Below are 18136 nucleotides of genomic sequence, written 5' to 3'. Positions count from 1 at the left end.
TGAGCGCGGTCAAAACCAACCAATCCGCCAAGCGTTACGCTTCTGCGGAGTCACTCCCTGCGCTTTTCGCCGCGTCCCACAACCTGTCCAGCTCCTCCAGAGAAACGTCAGTGGGCTGCAGATCCCGAGCCCGCAGCGCATCCTCCACTGCACCAAAACGCTGCTCAAACTTCCGATTGCTCTTGCGCAAGGCACTTTCCGGGTCTTGCTTCAGATGGCGCGCCACATTGACACAGGAGAACAGTAGGTCACCGAGCTCTTCGTTGGCATGCTCGCGGTCGCCGCTGGCGATTGCCTCGCGCAGCTCACGCAATTCCTCTTCGACCTTGCCAAGCACGCCGTCGATTTCCGGCCAGTCGAAGCCAACTTGAGCAGCGCGTTTTTGCAGCTTCGCCGCTCGGGTGAGTGCCGGCAACCCCGTGGCCACGCCGTCCAGAGTACCGCCCTCTCCCTTCTCCTGCCTTTCCGCCACCTTGATCGCTTCCCAGTTCGCCTTTACCTGCTGTTCGTCGATCTCCGCGGTGGCGTTTTCTCCGTAGAGTTCACCCGATGGAAATACATGCGGGTGCCTGCGCACCAGCTTACGCACCAGGGTGTCGACAATACGGGAGAAGTCAAAGTGCCCCTCTTCACGCCCGAGTTGTGCATAGAAGATCACCTGAAACAGCAAATCGCCGAGCTCTTCGTGCAGGTGTTCAAAATCTTCCTGTTCGATCGCCTCGGCAACTTCGTAGGCCTCCTCAATCGTCGAGGGTACGATGGTGGCGAAGCTCTGCTTGAGATCCCAGGGGCAACCCCCATCGGGGTTCCGCAGCTGGGCCATCAGGTACTGCAGATCTTCAACGCTGTAGTTTTGCTTCATTTTCCGCGCCTTCCCGTCCGCGGGTATTCAGGATGAGCAGACGTTATCAGTGCAATATGCGCCGTTTCGCTGAAGCGATATTCGGCAACTGATTAATACGGTGCAATACCTGGCTCAACTCTTCAAAGTTATGGATTTCCGCGGTAATCACCATATCCACCGTATGCTTGTTTTTGTTGGAGTGGGTCTGCATTGCCGTGATATTGATCCGCTGGCTATCCAACATGGTGGTGACATCCCGCAACAGACCATGTCGGTCGTAGGCTTCCACCATGATTTCTACGGCATAGACCTCTGTGGGCTTTTCTGACCATTCCACCTGTAGAATCCGCTCTGGCTCATCCGCCTGCATGCGCAGCATATTCGCGCAGTCCTTGCGGTGAATGGAAACGCCGCGGCCAAGGGTGATATACCCCATGATCTCGTCGCCCGGCAGCGGATTACAGCAGCCGGCAATATGGGTCATCAGGTTGCCGACACCATCGATATAGACATCGGCCTGCCCTTCGCGCGCAACCGGTGCCGTCAGCGAGAGGATCGGCTCGTCCTGCTCCACCTTGACCATACGCTGTGCGGCATTCAGTACCTGGCCCACACCAATATCTCCCGCCCCGACGGCCGCATACAGGTCGTCCAGCGAGTGCATATTGAGTTTCTTTGCCAGTTTTTCGTAATCGAAGTCCGGAAGCGCCAGCTGCTTGAATTCACCGTCAAGGATTGAACGCCCTTCCGCGACATTCTGATCCCGCGCCTGCTGCTTGAACCAGTGAATCACCTTGGCGCGGGCGCGGGATGTAGTGATGTAGCCCATGCTGCGCGAGATCCAGTCGCGACTGGGTGACTCCCGCTTGCCCGTGAGAATTTCCACCTGGTTGGCCGTCTGCAGTTCGTGGTTGAGCGGCACAATGCGCCCGTCCACCTTGGCGCCCCGGCAGCGGTGTCCAATTTCAGTATGGATGCGGTAGGCAAAATCGAGGGGGGTCGCCCCCTTGGGCAGGTCCACCACGTGTCCATCTGGAGTGAAAACATAGATGCGCGTGTCTACATCGCTGGCCTGCAGGTCGTCCTGCAGGGGGTTGCCCCCCACTTCTTCGTGCCAGTCCAATACCTGCCGCAGCCAGGAAATTTTTTGCTCGTAGCCGTCTTGCCCTTCCAGCTGGCCCGATTTCTTATCGGTACCCTTATAACGCCAGTGCGCACAAACCCCGTACTCTGCCTCTTCGTGCATGGCGAAAGTCCGAATCTGGACTTCGAGCACTTTGCGATCCGGGCCAATTACCGCGGTGTGCAGGGAGCGGTAGCCATTTTCTTTCGGTGAGGCAATGTAATCATCAAATTCATTAGGGATGTTTCGCCACAAGTTGTGGACGATGCCCAGCACCGCATAACAGTCGCGGACGGTAGGGACGAGAATGCGCACCGCTCGGATATCGTAAACTTGTGAAAATCCGATATTTTTCCGGCGCATTTTCCGCCAGATACTGTAGATGTGCTTTGCACGCCCAAATACTTCGCCGTCGATATCCGCCTTGTGTAACTCGTTACGCAACAGGCTGAGTACATCGTCGATATACTCCTGTCGCGCCAGCCGCTTTTCGTCCAGCAGGCGCGCAATCTGCATATAGTCATCGGGTTCAAGATAGCGAAATGCCAGATCCTCAAGCTCCCACTTGATATGACCAATACCCAGCCGGTGCGCCAGCGGTGCATAGACATCGGCCACTTCTCGGGCAACCCGGCGTCGTTTGGCTTCATCTGTGTTTTTTGCCGCGCGAATAGCGCAGGTACGCTCCGCAAGCTTGATCAGCGCAACCCGTACATCGTCAACCAGCGCGACCAGCATCCTGCGGATATTTTCTGAATGCTCTTCGACCGCACCGCTTTGATTTTCTTCACCGGTATCGGCACTGCGGCTGCGAATCACCGCCATACGCAATACGCCGCGAATAAGTTTGGCGACGGTCTCGCCCATTTCCGCTTCAACGGTTTTCAGCGGTAAGCGTTTTTCTCGCACTGCGCGATACAGCATGGCCGCACACAGGGCCTCGCCGTCAATTTGCAGGTCCGCGAGGATTTCCACCATTTCCAGGCCGGTGAGGAAACTGCTCGCGCCTTCTGCCCAGATATTTTCCGCTTCGATGGCCCGCTGCTCCGCGTCTTCACTCATCTCCACGGCTTTGCGCAGATTGACGACGGTACCGCCATCGAGCTGGGCCATGGACTGAATGTGACGAAGCCAGGCCTCCCGGTCCAGGGTGCCGTCAGCTAAGCGCGGATAATTTTTTCTAACCTGTACCAATGGTCTAACTCGCGATCAAAATCATGTTTACTGGTCGGCGTTAAACAGACCCGAGGAGAGGTAACGATCGCCGCGATCACAAATGATCGCCACGATAGTGGCATTTTCCACTTCGGCAGAGAGTCGCAATGCCCCTGCCACGGCGCCGCCGGAGGATACTCCGCAAAAAATACCTTCTTCACGGGCCAATCGGCGGGTCATGGTTTCCGCCTCTGCCTGACTAATATCCATTACCCGGTCAACTTCCTGCGGGACAAATATTCTGGGCAAATACGCCTGGGGCCAGCGGCGAATACCCGGAATCGCAGAACCTTCGGTCGGCTGCAGCCCAACAATTTGAATATCCGGATTCTGCTGCTTGAGATAGCGGCCACACCCCATAATGGTGCCGGTGGTGCCCATAGAAGAAACAAAATGCGTTATCCGGCCGCCGGTCTGTCGCCAGATCTCGGGCCCAGTGCTATCAATATGCGCCTGCGGGTTGTCCAGGTTGGAGAATTGATCCAATACCAATCCCTGGCCTTCGGCTTGCATTTGTAATGCCAGATCACGCGCGCCTTCCATGCCCTGTTCAGAAGTAACAAGAATCAATTCCGCTCCGTAGGCCGCCATTGCAGCCTTTCGCTCATCCGTAGCACTTTCGGGCATGATCAGGATTAATCGGTAGCCTTTAATTGCAGCCGCCATCGCCAGCGCGATACCCGTGTTGCCACTGGTCGCTTCGATCAGGGTATCGCCGGGATGAATCTGCCCCCGAGACTCGGCGCGGGTGATCATGGAGAGCGCCGGGCGATCTTTTACCGACCCAGCTGGGTTATTGCCTTCCAGTTTGAGCAGTAGGGTATTGCTGGCCTGCCCCGGAATACGCTGCAAGCGCACCAGTGGAGTGTTACCAACACAATCGGCAATCGTCGGGTAATCCGTCGGAAAATCCATCGTTACTACAGGTCCATCGGCCTAGGCGGGCGCTCATTCTACCTCCGAGCCGGCGACACTGCGAATCGAGCGCGGGCGTGCCACAGAGTTCCGACTACTGAAAGCGTGAAATGGGGCTGGTTTCTACCGTCAGCAAGGGTAGAATCGGACAAAAATAACACAATACGCATTAGCGCAGTCAGGCAACATGGTTCAATCCCGCTCCTCTGACCCTTCATTCAGCCCTAAGACGTCGCCGACAGGTGCCGCATCCAGGCGACGACGCCTATCGCTGCGTGCCCTGCTGTTCCGCTACGTGATGACCCCCGCGTTGCTTCTGACCATCATGCTCAGCCTGTTATTTACGTTGCAGCAGGCCGGAGACCGCCGGGATCTGCTATTGAGTCACGGACGCGCCAGCGCAGAGACCCTTGTGGAGCTGATCCACCTGAGTGGTGGTCATTCATTCGAAGAACGTATCGAGTGGCTCGATAAAAGCCTGATGGCCCTGATGCTCGAGCGAGGCATGATCCGCTCGGTGCAACTGTACCGTGCTGACCTCAACGCGCAGGGCATAGAAGAATTTAAGCTCATATCCAGCGTCGGCCCGCGCCCGCGCACGGTATTTACAGCCAGTGAATTGCGTGGCAAGCATGCGCATATTTACGAAGACCTGAAAAGCTTGCACGTGCTGCAGCCCTTGATTGGTGAAAATGCCAACTGCTGGCTGAGCATCGAACTGCACCGCCCCTACTTTCTGGTGGGCACCTATCAGGTGGCTCTGGTCGGCCTGATCGGGCTGATTTTTTGCAGTCTGGTCGCACTCGTCTGGGCAGCAGTCATTGCCGAGCGTGTATCCCACAGCCTGGAGCGCTTCAAACGCGCACTGCAATCCATCGGTGGCGGGAACTTCCTGACCCAAATCCCCAATTCCAGAAACCTCGAACTGCATCAGCTGGGTGAAGAAATCGGGCACACAGCTCGAAACCTCTCGGAATATCAAAGGGATTACCAGGAGGGCCTGCACCAGACCATGGAGGATCTGCGTCAATCGCTAGACTCGATGGAAGAGCAAAACATCGAGCTGGAAATGGCCCGTAAGAAAGCCGAGGAAAACAGCCGGGTGAAGTCCACCTTCCTCGCCAATACCAGCCACGAAATTCGCACCCCGCTCAACGGTATCATCGGGTTTACCAACCTGCTGTTAAAAACCGAGGTTGATCAGCTGCAGCAGGATTACCTGCAGACTATCTTGCGGTCATCGGAGAACCTGCTGACATCCATTAATGACATTCTGGATTTCTCGCGTATCGAGTCCGGCAATCTGGTGCTCGATCACAGCCCCATGAATTTAGGTCAGGTTCTTGAAGAGACACTGCAGATCCTCGCGCCTTACGGCTATGAACATAATCTGGAACTGGTGCCGTTCGTCGACCCGCAGCTGCCGCCATCTCAAATTGGTGACCCCCTGCGTATCAAGCAGATCCTGACCAATCTGGTGAGCCTCGCCATCCACAGTTCTGAAAATGGCAGCATTCCGGTGCGCATCGAAGTGCTCAGTGGCAAAGAATCCGAGCTGATGGTGCGTATCACGATCACCGACAATGGTGCCCGCGGCGACGAACAGCGCCGCCGTGAATTGCGCCTCCTACTCACCAGTGCGACCGCGCAACACCAGCTTTCGAATAGCGGAATGGGGCTCGGCATTGCGCGCAATCTGGTGCAATCCATGGGCGGAGAAATCGGCCTCGACGACAATGATCAGGGTAGCTGCAGCTACTGGATTCAACTACCCCTCACCATCGACCGCAATCGGGTCGCAGTTACCCGCGAGCAGTTTCCCGGGTGCCGCCTGTTGCTCGTGGACCCCAATCCCATCACCCGCACACAGATCTACCAGCAGCTCAGCCATTGGCGGGCGGCCCCCCTGGAGCATAATGATGGAGAGAGCCTGGTACCCGCCGTGGAGCAGATGTGGCGCCACGACGCCCTTCCCGATGGACTGATTATCGATACCGCCCTTGCCGGCGACGACTTCGAAGGCTTTATCAGTACCGTGCAACAGCTGGTGGATACCTACCAGTGTCGAGTAATCGTGCAAGGATCTCCAGTGGACTTGCGACGCTGCTACGATGCATTGCGCACCCGAGTATTGGCCTTCCTTGCCAAACCGGTAAGCCGCGATGGTCTGCTCCGCGCACTGAAGCGCACGGTTCCGCAACAGGCACAGTCTCGCCCGCAAACCGGCACCTACCCAGCCCTACCCTGGCCCACGCAACCCAGGGTGCTGGTGGTCGACGACTACGAACCAAACCGAAAGCTGATGAGTGAACTGCTGCGTGCGCAGCATATTGAGGCGTTAATCGCCAGCTCCGGCGAAGAGGCGCTCCAGCAGTGGCAAAGTCAGCATTTTGATATGATCTTTATGGATATCCAGATGCCCGGGCTAGACGGCATTGCCACCACGCAACGGATCCGCGAGCGGGAATCCGGTCACCGCACCCCCATCATCGCCCTCACCGCCCACGTAGGCACCGAGGAGAAATCGCGCCTGCTCAGTGCCGGACTTGACGATTACCTGAGTAAACCGGTCAGCGAGACACAGCTGACACACACCGTAAAACGCTGGATGGAAGTAAGCAGCGCCACTGCGCCAGACACCAAAACCACAGCGGTGGAACCGCGTCTGGTCGATATCGGCGAAAGCCTGAATCTCGCCAATCAGGATGCGGGCCTCGCTCGCGACCTGCTACGTATGCTGCTGAAAGGCCTGCACGAAGACGAGCAGGAGCTCGCCCGACTGGCACAGAATGGGGATTGCAAAGGGCTATTTGAGCGAACTCACCGGCTGCATGGAGGTTGCTGCTATTGCGGTGTGCCACGCCTGCGCAACGCTACCGGGCAACTACAGGAACTGCTACGCCCCGTTCAGGAGTACGACTCAGCAAGGGCAGCAAAGGAGCTGGATGACAGCGCGTTTAAAGCGGCATATGAACTGGTGAAAAAAGAGATTCGAGGTCTGCGTGATTGGGGTGCGGATCAGGATCTGGAAGCGCTGTTTGGTATCGAATGCGAAGAAGCTGAAACTAATTGACGCGTCTCTGGAGCTATTCCACAGAGTACACTTGGCGGAACAGCTCGCGGCTTTTCATCGGGCGGTTGCCGAGCAAGGGGCTTAGCAACAATCGTGTAAGCCGCTTGGCTTCCATCAGTACTTCCGCCGGTAGCGTTTCAGGGAAGGCGCGCTCATCAGACGCGGCTTGACCGCCGATCAGTTGGACAATCGCCAGCAGATGACGGCCGAAGAATTCCGCCCCGCGCGGCAAATATCCTGGCGGTATCGCCACGGGTACAAAGCCATCTTCCTGCGTCAACCGGTACACACAATCTGGGCTTACCGGCGCACCTTCTATAGAGCTGTAACCCAACTCGGGGCAGCTCCCCAACGCAGCCAGCAGCTGTAGTTCAAATAGCCGCAGTGGCATTTCCAACTCGCTGCTACTACCTCCCGATAACTGCGCGAGCCACTCAAGTAGCCGCTGATAGGCCGCAAATACCGCAATCAGGCTCTCCCCTTCCGGCATCAGACGTAACAACAACTCATTGGCATAGAGCCCACCATAAACGGCGCGCCCTTTTAGCCACAATGGCTGACCGGCACTTTCTACCGGTCCGAGGGTTTTCAGGTCTCGGCGCCCGAGCAAGGTAACCAGAAGGGGGGCGAAAGGCTGTAACGCGCGTTGGCGCCGCTGCTTGTCGCGGCGTGCGCCCTTGGCGATACAGGAAATCCGCCCGTACTCGGGCGTGAGTAGATCCAGAATCAAACTGGAATCCCGGAACGGGCGGGAATGCAAGATATAGGCGGGTTGCGGGGGGAGCTGCTGCACGCCGGTGGCCAGACGTTTACTGTTTGTCCACGTAGCCGAGACTGCGCAGCGCGCGCTCGTCGTCGGACCAACCGGACTTAACCTTGACCCAAAGGTTTAACATCACCTTACTGTCAAACAGGCGTTCCATATCCACGCGTGCCTGCTGGCCGATTTGTTTGATGCGCTCGCCCTTGGTACCAATCAGAATGCGCTTCTGACCATTCCGCTCGACCAAAATCGCAGCACTGATATGCAGTACCTTGCCCTCCTGACTGAACTCTTCCACCTCAACGGTAACCGCATACGGAATTTCCGCACCCAGCTGACGCATGACCTTCTCGCGCACAATTTCTGCCGCGAGAAAACGAGAGCTGCGGTCGGTGATTTGATCCTCTTCGAAGAAGTGCATGCCCTCGGGTAAGCGCTCAACAATCACATCTTCCAGAGACTGGAGGTTCGAAGTGCGCAGGGCGGAAATGGGCACTATCTCGGCCTCGGGGAAGCGCTCGGCCAGCGCCTGCAGCTGCGGCAGCACCGCGTTCTTGTCCTGCAGCTGGTCGACCTTGTTCACCGCAACAATCAAAGGGCACTTGAGACCGCGCAGTTTTTGCGCCACCAGCTCGTCGCCCTCGGTCCACTTCGCCGGCTCTACCACAAACACCACCACGTCCACGTCGCGGGTCGAACTAATCGCCGCACGGTTCATATAGCGGTTAATCGCCTTTTCTTCGCCCGCGTGCAGCCCCGGGGTATCCACGAAAATAATCTGGTTTGGCCCCTCGGTTTTAATCCCCAGCATATTGTGGCGCGTCGTTTGTGGCTTGCGGGAAGTGATACAAATCTTTTGCCCCAGCAAATGGTTCAGCAAGGTGGATTTGCCCACATTCGGGCGGCCGACAATGGCTACATAGCCACAGCGGGAAGTTTCGGTATTGGGTTCGCTCAAGGGGGTCTCCGAGCCGGTCAAGCCCGCCTGCATCCGCAGGTTGGGCAAAATGTCAGATGGGGATTATAGGGTCAGCTCTGCCCGGTCAGTTGGGCATAGGCTTCTGCGGCGGCGGACTTCTCCGCGGCACGGCGATTACTGGCAACGCCTTTTACCGGTGCCGCCAGGCCAGATACCCGACACTCCACGATAAACTGCTGGGAGTGCTCCTCACCAGCCACTTCGACGACTTTGTATTCGGGTAACGGCTTGTGACGTGCCTGCAGCCACTCCTGCAGCCGGGTTTTGGGGTCTTTCGCGGTTTCCAGGGAAAGGTTTTGCAGGCGCGCGGCAAACCAGGCCAGTACCCGCTCACGGGCCGCTTCCAGTCCGGAATCCAGATAGATCGCACCGATAATGGCCTCTACCGCATCGGCGAGAATAGACGCGCGGCGATGACCACCACTCTTCATCTCGCCCTCGCCCAGTCGCAAGCAATCGCCAAGCTCCAGTTCGCGGGCGACCTTTGCCAGGGTCTCGCCGCTCACCAACTGAGCGCGCAAACGGCTCATCTGGCCTTCGCGGCCTTCGGGGAATTTTTCAAACAGGGCCGCACTGATGGTAAACCCGAGAATCGAGTCGCCCAGAAACTCCAGGCGCTCATTGTTGCGGCTGCCATGGGAACGGTGCGTCAGCGCCAGGTCCAATAGCTCTTCGTTAGTAAATTGGTAGCCCAGGCGGCCACCCAGTCGTTGCAGATGAAGGTCTGTCACCGGTTAGTAGTCATCTCGCTTGCGAAACTGCTCAAGGTCCACGAGCGGCTCACAGCACAGCTCTGGCTTGGCAGTATTCAATTGTTTGTTAAATTTCATGACCACGTCCACATTCTGGAACAGTGGCTGGCGCAGCTCGTAATTGATACTGACCAAAGTGCTGTCGGCACCACGGATGATCTTTACCGAATCGGTCGGCTGACCGCGCACATTGTTAATGGTAAAAAAGCGGTCCAACTCGCGCTTGATTTCCGTGTTGCTCATCTCGCGAACACCGCTGTTTTTGGCCAGGGAGTGCAAACCCTCTTCCACAAAATGCGCATCCACATAGGCCGGGCCCATTTTGGATACCACGGTCAGTCCAAAGCCAAATACGGCAATGACGGCCAACCAGCCCCAGTAACTCATGCCCCGCTGCTTTGCCAAAGCACGTGAAAATTGTGTGTTTAATGCCATGCTGACCTACCTGTTGTTATCGTTGTTGTCGCTGAACCGAGAGCACCCACTGAACCGAGAACGACCTTTCAGTCGATCCCACCAACCCGGCTAAAGCTGGGCACGCTGAGTAGTTTGTCCCAATGCATCCAGATTGCAAAGGCCTTGCCCACGATATCCTTCTCGGGCACAAAGCCCCACTTGCGGCTATCCAGGCTGTTGTCCCGGTTGTCGCCCATCATGAAGTAGTAACCTTCCGGCACGGTGACGGTGCGAATATTACCGTACGGACCTGGGCGCTGTTGTTTGGCGGCCAGGTGGCGGTGACCATCGAGGATCTCCCACATCAGTTCACGCCCCGGGTTTTGCGTATCAAAACGGATAAATTCCTGCGGCATCGCTTCGCCGTTCACATACAGCTGGTTATTTTCCACACGGATTTCATCCCCCGGCAAACCAACCACACGCTTGATGTAGTACGTCTCGTTCATGTGCGGAGGAAAAAATACCATCACGTCACCACGCTTGGGTTCACCAATATCCACCACTTTGGTACGGCTGACCGGCAGACGCAATCCATAGGCGTACTTGTTGACCAGGATAAAGTCCCCAACTTCCAGAGTGGGATCCATGGATGCAGAAGGAATCTGGAAGGGCTCCACCACGAAGGAGCGGAGCACAAACACGATCGCCAGTACCGGGAAAAATGACTTGGCGTATTCAACAACCACCGGCTCCTGCACCGGTTGCCCCTTGGCAGTGGCTGCTTTGCGTCCCCGCGCCAGAAACAGTGCATCAAACAGCCAGATCACCCCTGTCACCACAACCAGCAACAGCAAAATAAGGGGGAAATTGATATCCATTCAGTTGTCTCTTTCCGACTATTTCTTATCAGATGCGGCCGGGGAAGGCATTACGCACCCCCAGCCGCTTTATTTCAGATGTTTCCGTAACGCGCTCGATCAGTTGTCGACCTTGAGCACCGCAAGGAATGCATCCTGCGGGACTTCGACCTTACCCAGCTGCTTCATACGGCGTTTACCCGCTTTCTGCTTCTCCAGCAGCTTCTTCTTACGGGTCACGTCACCACCATAACACTTTGCGGTTACGTTCTTGCGCAGTGCTTTAACCGTGGTACGAGCAACAACCTGACCACCAATCGCGGCCTGAATCGCCACATCGAACATCTGACGTGGGATCAATTCTTTCATTTTCTCTGCCAGGGCACGACCGCGCTGCTGGGCGTTGTCACGGTGCAGAATCACCGCCAGGGCATCCACCCGCTCGCCGTTGATCAGAATATCAAGACGCACCAATTTTGCCGGGTCAAAGCGCACAAAGTTGTAATCGAGGGAAGCAAAACCGCGGCTTACAGACTTGAGGCGGTCGAAGAAGTCCATCACCACTTCGCTCATCGGCAGTTCATAGCGCAGGGAAACCTGCCCACCCACATACTGCATATCGCTCTGGATACCGCGCTTTTCCACGCACAGGGTAATCACGTTACCCAGGTAATCCTGCGGAACCAGAATGTTGGCTTCAACGATCGGCTCGCGCATTTCCTCGATCATGCCCAGATCCGGCATACGCGAGGGGTTATCCATGGTCATGGTTTCGCCGTTGGTGAGCTCCACCTCGTACACCACGGTAGGTGCGGTGGTAATCAGGTCGAGGTTGTACTCTCGCTCCAGGCGCTCCTGGATGATTTCCATGTGCAGCATACCGAGGAAGCCACAGCGAAAGCCAAAACCCAGTGCGTCCGAGGTTTCCGGCTCGTAAAACAGCGAGGCATCGTTCAGGGAGAGCTTGTCCAGCGCGTCGCGGAAGGCTTCATAGTCGTCAGAGCTTACCGGGAACAGACCGGCGTACACCTGCGGCTTCACCTTCTGGAAGCCCGGCAGCATCTCAACGGTCCCGGCTTCTTTAGCGTGCGTCAGGGTGTCACCAACGGGCGCACCGTGAATGTCCTTGATACCGGCCACCACAAAGCCCACTTCACCGGCCTTGAGCTCACCGGTTTCCTTGCGCTTGGGGGTAAATACACCGACGCTATCGACCACATGGGCGCGGCCAATAGACTTGGTCACAATCTTGTCTTTGTTCTTCAGGGTGCCCTGTACCACGCGCACCAGAGATACTACGCCCAGGTAGCTATCGAACCAGGAGTCAATAATCAGTGCCTGCAGCGGCGCTTCCACGTCACCTTCCGGTGGCGGCACCAGGCGCACCAGGTCTTCCAGCACGTCTTCAATACCGAGCCCCGACTTGGCGCTGCAACGCGTCGCCTCGGTGGCATCGATACCGATAATGTCTTCGATCTCTTCCGCGACCTTTTCCGGCTCCGCCTGAGGCAGGTCCATCTTGTTCAGAACAGGAATCACTTCCAGACCCTGCTCGATGGCGGTGTAACAGTTGGCGACGGATTGCGCCTCTACACCCTGGGCCGCGTCCACTACCAGCAGTGCACCTTCACAGGCGGCCAGCGAGCGGGAAACTTCATAAGAGAAGTCCACGTGCCCCGGAGTATCAATAAAGTTCAGCTGGTAGGTTTTGCCGTCGCGGGCCTTGTAGTCAAGGGTAACGCTCTGGGCCTTGATGGTAATGCCCCGCTCCCGCTCGATATCCATGCTATCGAGTACCTGTGCCGCCATCTCACGGTCGCTCAGGCCACCGCAGACCTGAATAAAGCGGTCTGCCAGAGTGGATTTGCCGTGGTCGATATGGGCAATAATGGAAAAGTTGCGGATATGGGAGAGATCAGTGGCCACTGCGAGGGTAAAACCTTTTAAAAATCAGTGAGTTAATGAGCGGACCGGGCCGCGCTGTGGGCGCAAGTCTAACAGGTTGCGCAAAAAGTGCATCCAATCTGTCTGCAACCCTCGAAACAACTGGGCTCGGCGCCGTTGCACGGCGCCGAGCCCATGTACTCACTGGATTTGCTGGCTTCAGCTTTCTTCGATCTGAATAGTACGGAAGGTCGGCTGGCCACCGCGGAAGAAGCGGATCGGCAACAACTCGCCTTTGGGGAGCTTCTTCACCACTTTGTCGTAGTCACCGAGGGATTCCACCTGCTCAAACCCAAGCTGGGCGATGATGTCGCCACTGCGCAGGCCCGCGTTGGCACCGGCCTTGCCCGGCACCACCTGCTTCACCAGCACACCGTTCTCAACGCCCAGTCGCTGCTTCAGGTGGTCGGGAATGTCCTCCACCACCAGTCCCAGCACCCCGCCAACATCGCTTGAGCTGGTCACACTGGACTGCGCGAAGCCTTCATCGTCACCGGGCAGCGCACCAACGCGTACCGACAGTTTGCGCTCCTTACCCTCGCGCATCAGAAGTACCGGTACTTCGGCGCCCGGGCGAGTGCGGCCGACAACATGCGGTAGGTCACCCTGGGTAAGAATTTTCTGGCCATCAAAGCGCGTGATGATATCGCCCACCTGGATCCCAGCCTTTTCCGCTGGAGAGCCGGCTTCCAACTGGCCGACCAAAGCGCCCGCCGGCTTGCCGAGCCCCATGGCCTTGGCCAGTTTGCGATCCACATCCTGGATACCCACACCCAGCCAACCGCGATCCACGCGACCTTTTTCTTTCAGCTGGGCAACAACATCTTGCGCGAGGCTCGCCGGGATCGCGAAGGACAGGCCAATGGAACCGCCACTGCGGGTATAGATCTGGGAGTTGATACCAACCACTTCACCTTCCAGGTTGAACAGCGGTCCACCGGAGTTACCCGGGTTAATCGCCACGTCGGTCTGGATGAATGGCACATAGTTTTCACGGCTTTCATTGGGAATACTGCGCCCCATGGCACTCACGATACCCGCACTCGCGGAGTAGTCCAGGCCAAAGGGGGAGCCGATGGCAACCACCCATTCACCGACCTTGATATCTTCCGAGTCACCCCAGCGCACCACCGGCAGATCATCGCCTTCCACTTTGAGTAGCGCCAGGTCCGAACGCGGGTCCGTACCCACCACCTTGGCCTCGAACTCGCGGCGGTCGGTCAGGGTGATCCGCACCTCGTCGGCACCATCGACCACGTGGTTATTGGTGACCACATAGCCATCTTCAGAAATGATAAAACCAGACCCCATGCTCGCCACCGGGCGTTGCTGACGCTGACGGGGCTCCAGCAAATGGCGGAAGATATCCGGGATCTCTTGTTGATAGCGCGGTGGAATCGCGTTGCTGGATGCGCGATTGCGCTCAACGGTGTTGATTTTCACCACCGCCGGGGAGTTCTGCTCAATCAGATCTGTCAGTTCCGGCAGTCCGCGTGCAAACACGGAAGTAGAAAATAACAAGCAAAGCACGAGAAGGAATTGCGAACAGCGTGCAACCATATATGTCACCCCTGATAAGCCCTTTTACTAATATGTCAAAACACCATTTAGATTTGGCTGCCGTTTGGTTATCACTTGGTGTTATCCAGATGGCTCCCAAATTGGCGGGTATCTGCTGACGAACCCTGCCATAACACCCTCTTAGTTCGGTGTTGCGTTAAAAAGTTCGCATTCTTTAGTGTAAATCAGTGTTAAGGATTGCATGAGCACCCAGAAACTGCCGGTTCACAAACATCCTGCCCCTGCACAACTGCGCCCCCGCCCGCAGCGCGGCCAATTCCATGCGCAGCGACAGCGGTATGGGGAGTCGGTGCTGGGCGCGCCGCTCTACTACTTCCCGGCAGAAAAGCCCGACGAACATTCGGGTATCGTGATGGCCGGCACACATGGGGACGAAGTGACCGCAGTGGTCACACTTTCCTGCGCACTGCGCGCGCTGGAAGCGGGGCTCCGGCGCCACCATGTCATACTGGCGGTCAACCCAGACGGCTGCCAGCTTGGCACCCGCTGCAACGCCCACGGCGTCGACCTGAATCGCAACTTCGCCACCATTAACTGGCAGCCGAACGGCACCGTATATCGGTGGAACAACGCGGCGGAAGAACGCGATGTTTTCCTCTCCACTGGCGAGCGACCTGGATCAGAACCGGAAACCCAGGCACTTTGCCGGTTAGTCAGGGAATTGGACCCGGCCTGGATCGTGTCTATTCACGAGCCACTGGCCTGTGTCGAAGACCCCTTGCAAAGCCCCCTCGGCCACTGGCTAGCGGAACGTATCGAGCTGCCACTGGTATGTGAACTTGGCTACCAGACACCGGGATCTTTCGGTACCTGGTGCGCCGAACACCAGCATCCCTGTATCACCCTGGAGTTCCCGCCCATTTCCACCGATGCAGCGACTGAGGACTACCTGCAGGTGATGACAGATTTACTCTGCTACCAGCCTTGAAACCTCACCTGCAGCGCGACACGCGCTTCAGGTCCAGTACACCCTTCCGTGAAAGAACTGCAGCGGGTCGACATCCTTTGCCAGCCAGGTAGGGCCATCCAGGTCTACAAACCGCGCCCCCTGCCCCAGCGGCCAGGCGGCGCGAATTGCCCGTGAGGTACACAGCATACAGCCCAGCATGACCTCAAACCCATGGGTACGTGCAGCGTCTGCGAGGAGCAGCGCCTCCCAGAGTCCGCCCGTTTTATCCAGTTTGATATTGACCATCTCGTACAGCCCCGCGAGCCGCGGTAAGTCCGCCCGGGTGTGACAACTCTCATCGGCACAGATGGGGATGGGGTGGGTAAAATTTGCGAGGGCGCGGTCATCCCCCGCAGGCAGCGGTTGCTCCAGCATGGACACGCCCTGCTTCGCAAGCGCGTCACACAGAGCGGGCAAGCCATCGGCGGACCAAGCCTCATTGGCATCGATCACCAGCTCACAGGCGGGCGCAGCGGCGCGCACTGCCGCCACTCTTTCCAGCACCTGCTTATGGTCAAGCTTGAGTTTGAGTACGGTGACACCGGACTGCTCGGCGGCACTCGCCGCCTCCGCCATATCGCCCGGAGCGGCAATCACCAGAGTTTGCACGGTAGGCAAAGACTCAGGCCCGGCAAAACTCTGACGGTGCCTTTTCTCTGCCCAGTTGGCCATCGCACAATCTACCGCATTACGCGCCGCCCCCGCAGGCATGACTTCCTGCAACTGGCTGCGCGAGATTCCCTGGCGCAATGCCGGCAACACCGAAGTGACTTCTGCCAGCACGGATTCCAAGCTTTCTCCATAGCGAGGATATGGAGTGCACTCGCCCACGCCAGCAACCCCCTCCGCTTCAACTTCCACCACAACCACCCGCGCCTCACTGCGAGCTCCTCGGGAAATCACGAAGGTGGTTTTTAGCGGCCAACTCTCCGCGTAGCAGCGGCCTTCGAAGGCTTGAACCCGGTCTAACTCCCTTTGCCCTGCCATCCTTGTTTCCTCTTATTGGTATCCGTCATGCCCGGAGCGGGCCGGCCAATGGGTCACCTTCAGTGTAGAAACAGTTTGTGAGGTAGCAGAGAAAAGCCCGCTGAAGCAGCGAGAAATCTGCGAGAAATTAGGGAATGCTCAGAGAACAGTGAGAAACGGCAAAGCAGGCACTCAGGCAGAGCAAGACCCGCGCACGGGCTCAGCTCACTGGGGCAATAGGAATTGCGCAGGGATTGCGTTGTTCTCGGCGCAGATACACAGGCTCAAGGGCCGCATCGCCGCGGCGCAGGTAACTGTATGTACGAATCGCCAGGGCGCCGGCAAACAAACCGAGCAGTGCACCGGCTATCGCCAGCGGCTCAGAGCCCAACGCCTGCCCAGCCAACGCGCCGGCAACCAAAAGTACCAGCGGCACCAGATAAACCACCAGCGCGCTACTCGCCAGCACTCGCTCACCAATCCCAATCACTACAGTGTCGTGCAGCTGCACCGCCTGAGATTCTGCCGGAGGAAGTTGTACACGCACCCGGGAAGCGCTTGCCCAGAAGTCGCCAAGCAACCCGGTGCCACATCCCGACTTGGCCGCGCAACCGTGGCAACCGCTGCGCTGAACGGTTTCCACCCAAATCGATTCGCCGTCAACGGCGACCACTTTTCCGCGCTCTTCGATCATGCCGTGCCTTACCGTACTATCCGCTCAGTCCACGCCGTCAGTTTGCCTCGGTGACCGCTTTGGCCACCAATTGCGCGGTATTGTCGGGGATTTCACCCACCACTGTCACGGTGTAACGTGCACCATTGACATCGATATGGTCCATGTAAGCCACGGTGGCGCCGCGCACGGCGCGCCCCTTGTAGTTCATTTCCGGCAGCTGCTGCACAAACACGGTGAATGCACTCAGGCCGTCACTAAATACCAGCATTTGCCCATCGCTTAACGCCTGTACGGCAACCGGTTTAAAACCGCTGGGTGCCCAACCGAGACGCCAGCGACTTTCCACAGTCGCACATTTTGCCGCTTCGTCACCGGTACTTGGCTCTGTCGAGGGGGTCTGAGGCTTCAACTCATCGTCGGTTACCGGTGTCAGATCCAGCTCGACAAACTGAAAGCGCTCGAGAACCCGTCCCGCCGGGGCAATCAGCATGGATTTGAGTGGCAAGCCGGTTTCCTTGTCGACACTGATCACCATCCCAAAGCGGTGCAGGTCCCGTGGGCGAGCCTCAAGTACGATCGCCTCGCGGTCTGCGACACGCTCTTCTCCGCGGATCAAAAACGCATAATTGGATTGAACAGTTTGCAGCCCAGCGGCGCTCAGCAGGCCGGAACGGGGAAATACGCTGCCGCTGGAGCGACACTGTTCGTCTCCGCTACGGGTCACCTTCTCGCGGGGACTGCCGGTCAGATAGCGAATACGCTCGACCTGCTCGCCATCGCGAATACCGTGCACGACTTCCAGGGTTTCCATGGAGCCCACATGCTCAAAGGTTACCAACCCTCGATACTCGAGGTTGGCGACCGCCTGTGCGAGCCGCGCCAGCAACACACGGGTTGCCTCACTCGCCGTGGCGTCCCGGGCATCTTGCGGGATCTCCTCAGGGGCTTGCTGAGGAACCTGATGGGGAGCCTCTTGCGGTGTCGATTGATCGTCCGCTGGCGCATTGTCCTGGGCGAAGCCCAGTGGCGAGGCTAATAGTAAAAAAGCCAACAGCGAACTGTTGGCTTTGCGAGGGATACGAAAAATCAGTTTTTCCATG

Annotated in this window: 15 protein-coding genes; 2 read left to right on the top strand and 13 right to left on the bottom strand. The window is 57.6% G+C overall.

Annotated features, from left to right (window positions below):
- Positions 1–34 precede the first annotated feature (34 nt).
- From mazG to cysM, 3 genes are read right to left on the bottom strand one after another with little or no spacing between them, the layout of a single operon-like run.
- Positions 35–862: a nucleoside triphosphate pyrophosphohydrolase gene (mazG, locus tag LCM31_RS08335; protein WP_224869078.1), complete on the bottom strand. Its 828-nt coding sequence runs from the start codon at positions 860–862 to the stop codon at positions 35–37.
- A 46-nt stretch (positions 863–908) separates the two neighbouring features.
- The gene (relA, locus tag LCM31_RS08330; RefSeq protein ID WP_224869076.1) at positions 909–3161 is read right to left on the bottom strand and encodes a GTP diphosphokinase; all 2253 of its coding nucleotides are present in this window, start codon (positions 3159–3161) and stop codon (positions 909–911) included.
- Positions 3162–3188: 27 nt separating this feature from the next.
- Entirely contained in the window at positions 3189–4097 is a 909-nt protein-coding gene (gene cysM, locus LCM31_RS08325) for a cysteine synthase CysM (RefSeq protein ID WP_224869074.1), read from the bottom strand.
- A 187-nt stretch (positions 4098–4284) separates the two neighbouring features.
- Between cysM and LCM31_RS08320 the strand changes: the two genes are divergently transcribed.
- On the top strand, positions 4285–7170 hold the full coding sequence (locus tag LCM31_RS08320) for a response regulator (protein ID WP_224869071.1): 2886 nt from the start codon (positions 4285–4287) through the stop codon (positions 7168–7170).
- Between the two features lie 13 nt (positions 7171–7183).
- Here the strand turns inward: LCM31_RS08320 and recO are convergent, their stop codons facing one another.
- The 7 genes from recO to LCM31_RS08285 all read right to left on the bottom strand — a co-directional run bounded on the left by recO (position 7184) and on the right by LCM31_RS08285 (position 14424).
- Positions 7184–7963, bottom strand: coding sequence for a DNA repair protein RecO (gene recO, locus LCM31_RS08315; protein ID WP_224869069.1), 780 nt, complete (start codon positions 7961–7963; stop codon positions 7184–7186).
- A gap of 16 nt (positions 7964–7979) precedes the next feature.
- Positions 7980–8924 (bottom strand): GTPase Era, encoded by a 945-nt coding sequence (gene era / locus LCM31_RS08310; RefSeq protein WP_224869848.1) that lies wholly within the window; start codon positions 8922–8924, stop codon positions 7980–7982.
- Positions 8925–8962: 38 nt separating this feature from the next.
- Positions 8963–9643 (bottom strand): ribonuclease III, encoded by a 681-nt coding sequence (gene rnc, locus LCM31_RS08305; RefSeq protein ID WP_224869067.1) that lies wholly within the window; start codon positions 9641–9643, stop codon positions 8963–8965.
- A 3-nt stretch (positions 9644–9646) separates the two neighbouring features.
- Positions 9647–10099 carry a DUF4845 domain-containing protein gene (locus tag LCM31_RS08300; protein WP_224869065.1) on the bottom strand — a complete coding sequence of 151 codons (453 nt, stop codon included), beginning with the start codon at positions 10097–10099 and terminating at the stop codon, positions 9647–9649.
- Positions 10100–10167: 68 nt separating this feature from the next.
- Positions 10168–10941, bottom strand: a complete 774-nt coding sequence (lepB, locus tag LCM31_RS08295; RefSeq protein ID WP_224869063.1) for a signal peptidase I — start codon at positions 10939–10941, stop codon at positions 10168–10170.
- A 99-nt stretch (positions 10942–11040) separates the two neighbouring features.
- A complete protein-coding gene (gene lepA / locus LCM31_RS08290) occupies positions 11041–12846 on the bottom strand; it encodes a translation elongation factor 4 (protein ID WP_224869061.1) in 1806 nt (601 codons plus the stop codon).
- Between the two features lie 177 nt (positions 12847–13023).
- A complete protein-coding gene (locus LCM31_RS08285) occupies positions 13024–14424 on the bottom strand; it encodes a DegQ family serine endoprotease (protein ID WP_224869059.1) in 1401 nt (466 codons plus the stop codon).
- Between the two features lie 202 nt (positions 14425–14626).
- Here LCM31_RS08285 and mpaA point away from each other — a divergent pair, with 202 nt between their 5' ends.
- Entirely contained in the window at positions 14627–15373 is a 747-nt protein-coding gene (gene mpaA, locus LCM31_RS08280) for a murein tripeptide amidase MpaA (RefSeq protein WP_224869057.1), read from the top strand.
- Positions 15374–15400: 27 nt separating this feature from the next.
- Here the strand turns inward: mpaA and ycjG are convergent, their stop codons facing one another.
- The 3 genes from ycjG to LCM31_RS08265 all read right to left on the bottom strand — a co-directional run bounded on the left by ycjG (position 15401) and on the right by LCM31_RS08265 (position 18135).
- The gene (ycjG, locus tag LCM31_RS08275; RefSeq protein ID WP_224869055.1) at positions 15401–16381 is read right to left on the bottom strand and encodes an L-Ala-D/L-Glu epimerase; all 981 of its coding nucleotides are present in this window, start codon (positions 16379–16381) and stop codon (positions 15401–15403) included.
- A 199-nt stretch (positions 16382–16580) separates the two neighbouring features.
- Positions 16581–17054, bottom strand: a complete 474-nt coding sequence (locus LCM31_RS08270) for a SoxR reducing system RseC family protein (protein WP_224869053.1) — start codon at positions 17052–17054, stop codon at positions 16581–16583.
- Between the two features lie 37 nt (positions 17055–17091).
- Complete coding sequence (locus tag LCM31_RS08265) at positions 17092–18135, bottom strand: MucB/RseB C-terminal domain-containing protein (protein WP_224869051.1); 1044 nt, start codon at positions 18133–18135, stop codon at positions 17092–17094.
- Position 18136 lies beyond the last annotated feature (1 nt).

The sequence above is a fragment of the Microbulbifer agarilyticus genome (genome assembly GCF_020171345.1).
Taxonomy (GTDB): Bacteria; Pseudomonadota; Gammaproteobacteria; order Pseudomonadales; family Cellvibrionaceae; genus Microbulbifer; species Microbulbifer agarilyticus_D.
The sequence above is the reverse complement of the archived record's forward strand: the minus strand, read 5'-3'. Positions and strand labels throughout refer to the sequence as shown.

Coding starts and splice junctions, on each gene's coding strand:
- mazG (WP_224869078.1), bottom strand. CDS start 862: ATGAAGCAAAACTACAGCGTTGAAGATCTGCAGTACCTGATGGCCCAG.
- cysM (WP_224869074.1), bottom strand. CDS start 4,097: ATGGATTTTCCGACGGATTACCCGACGATTGCCGATTGTGTTGGTAAC.
- LCM31_RS08320 (WP_224869071.1), top strand. CDS start 4,285: ATGGTTCAATCCCGCTCCTCTGACCCTTCATTCAGCCCTAAGACGTCG.
- era (WP_224869848.1), bottom strand. CDS start 8,924: ATGCAGGCGGGCTTGACCGGCTCGGAGACCCCCTTGAGCGAACCCAAT.
- LCM31_RS08300 (WP_224869065.1), bottom strand. CDS start 10,099: ATGGCATTAAACACACAATTTTCACGTGCTTTGGCAAAGCAGCGGGGC.
- lepB (WP_224869063.1), bottom strand. CDS start 10,941: ATGGATATCAATTTCCCCCTTATTTTGCTGTTGCTGGTTGTGGTGACA.
- LCM31_RS08285 (WP_224869059.1), bottom strand. CDS start 14,424: ATGGTTGCACGCTGTTCGCAATTCCTTCTCGTGCTTTGCTTGTTATTT.
- mpaA (WP_224869057.1), top strand. CDS start 14,627: ATGAGCACCCAGAAACTGCCGGTTCACAAACATCCTGCCCCTGCACAA.
- ycjG (WP_224869055.1), bottom strand. CDS start 16,381: ATGGCAGGGCAAAGGGAGTTAGACCGGGTTCAAGCCTTCGAAGGCCGC.
- LCM31_RS08270 (WP_224869053.1), bottom strand. CDS start 17,054: ATGATCGAAGAGCGCGGAAAAGTGGTCGCCGTTGACGGCGAATCGATT.
- LCM31_RS08265 (WP_224869051.1), bottom strand. CDS start 18,135: ATGGAAAAACTGATTTTTCGTATCCCTCGCAAAGCCAACAGTTCGCTG.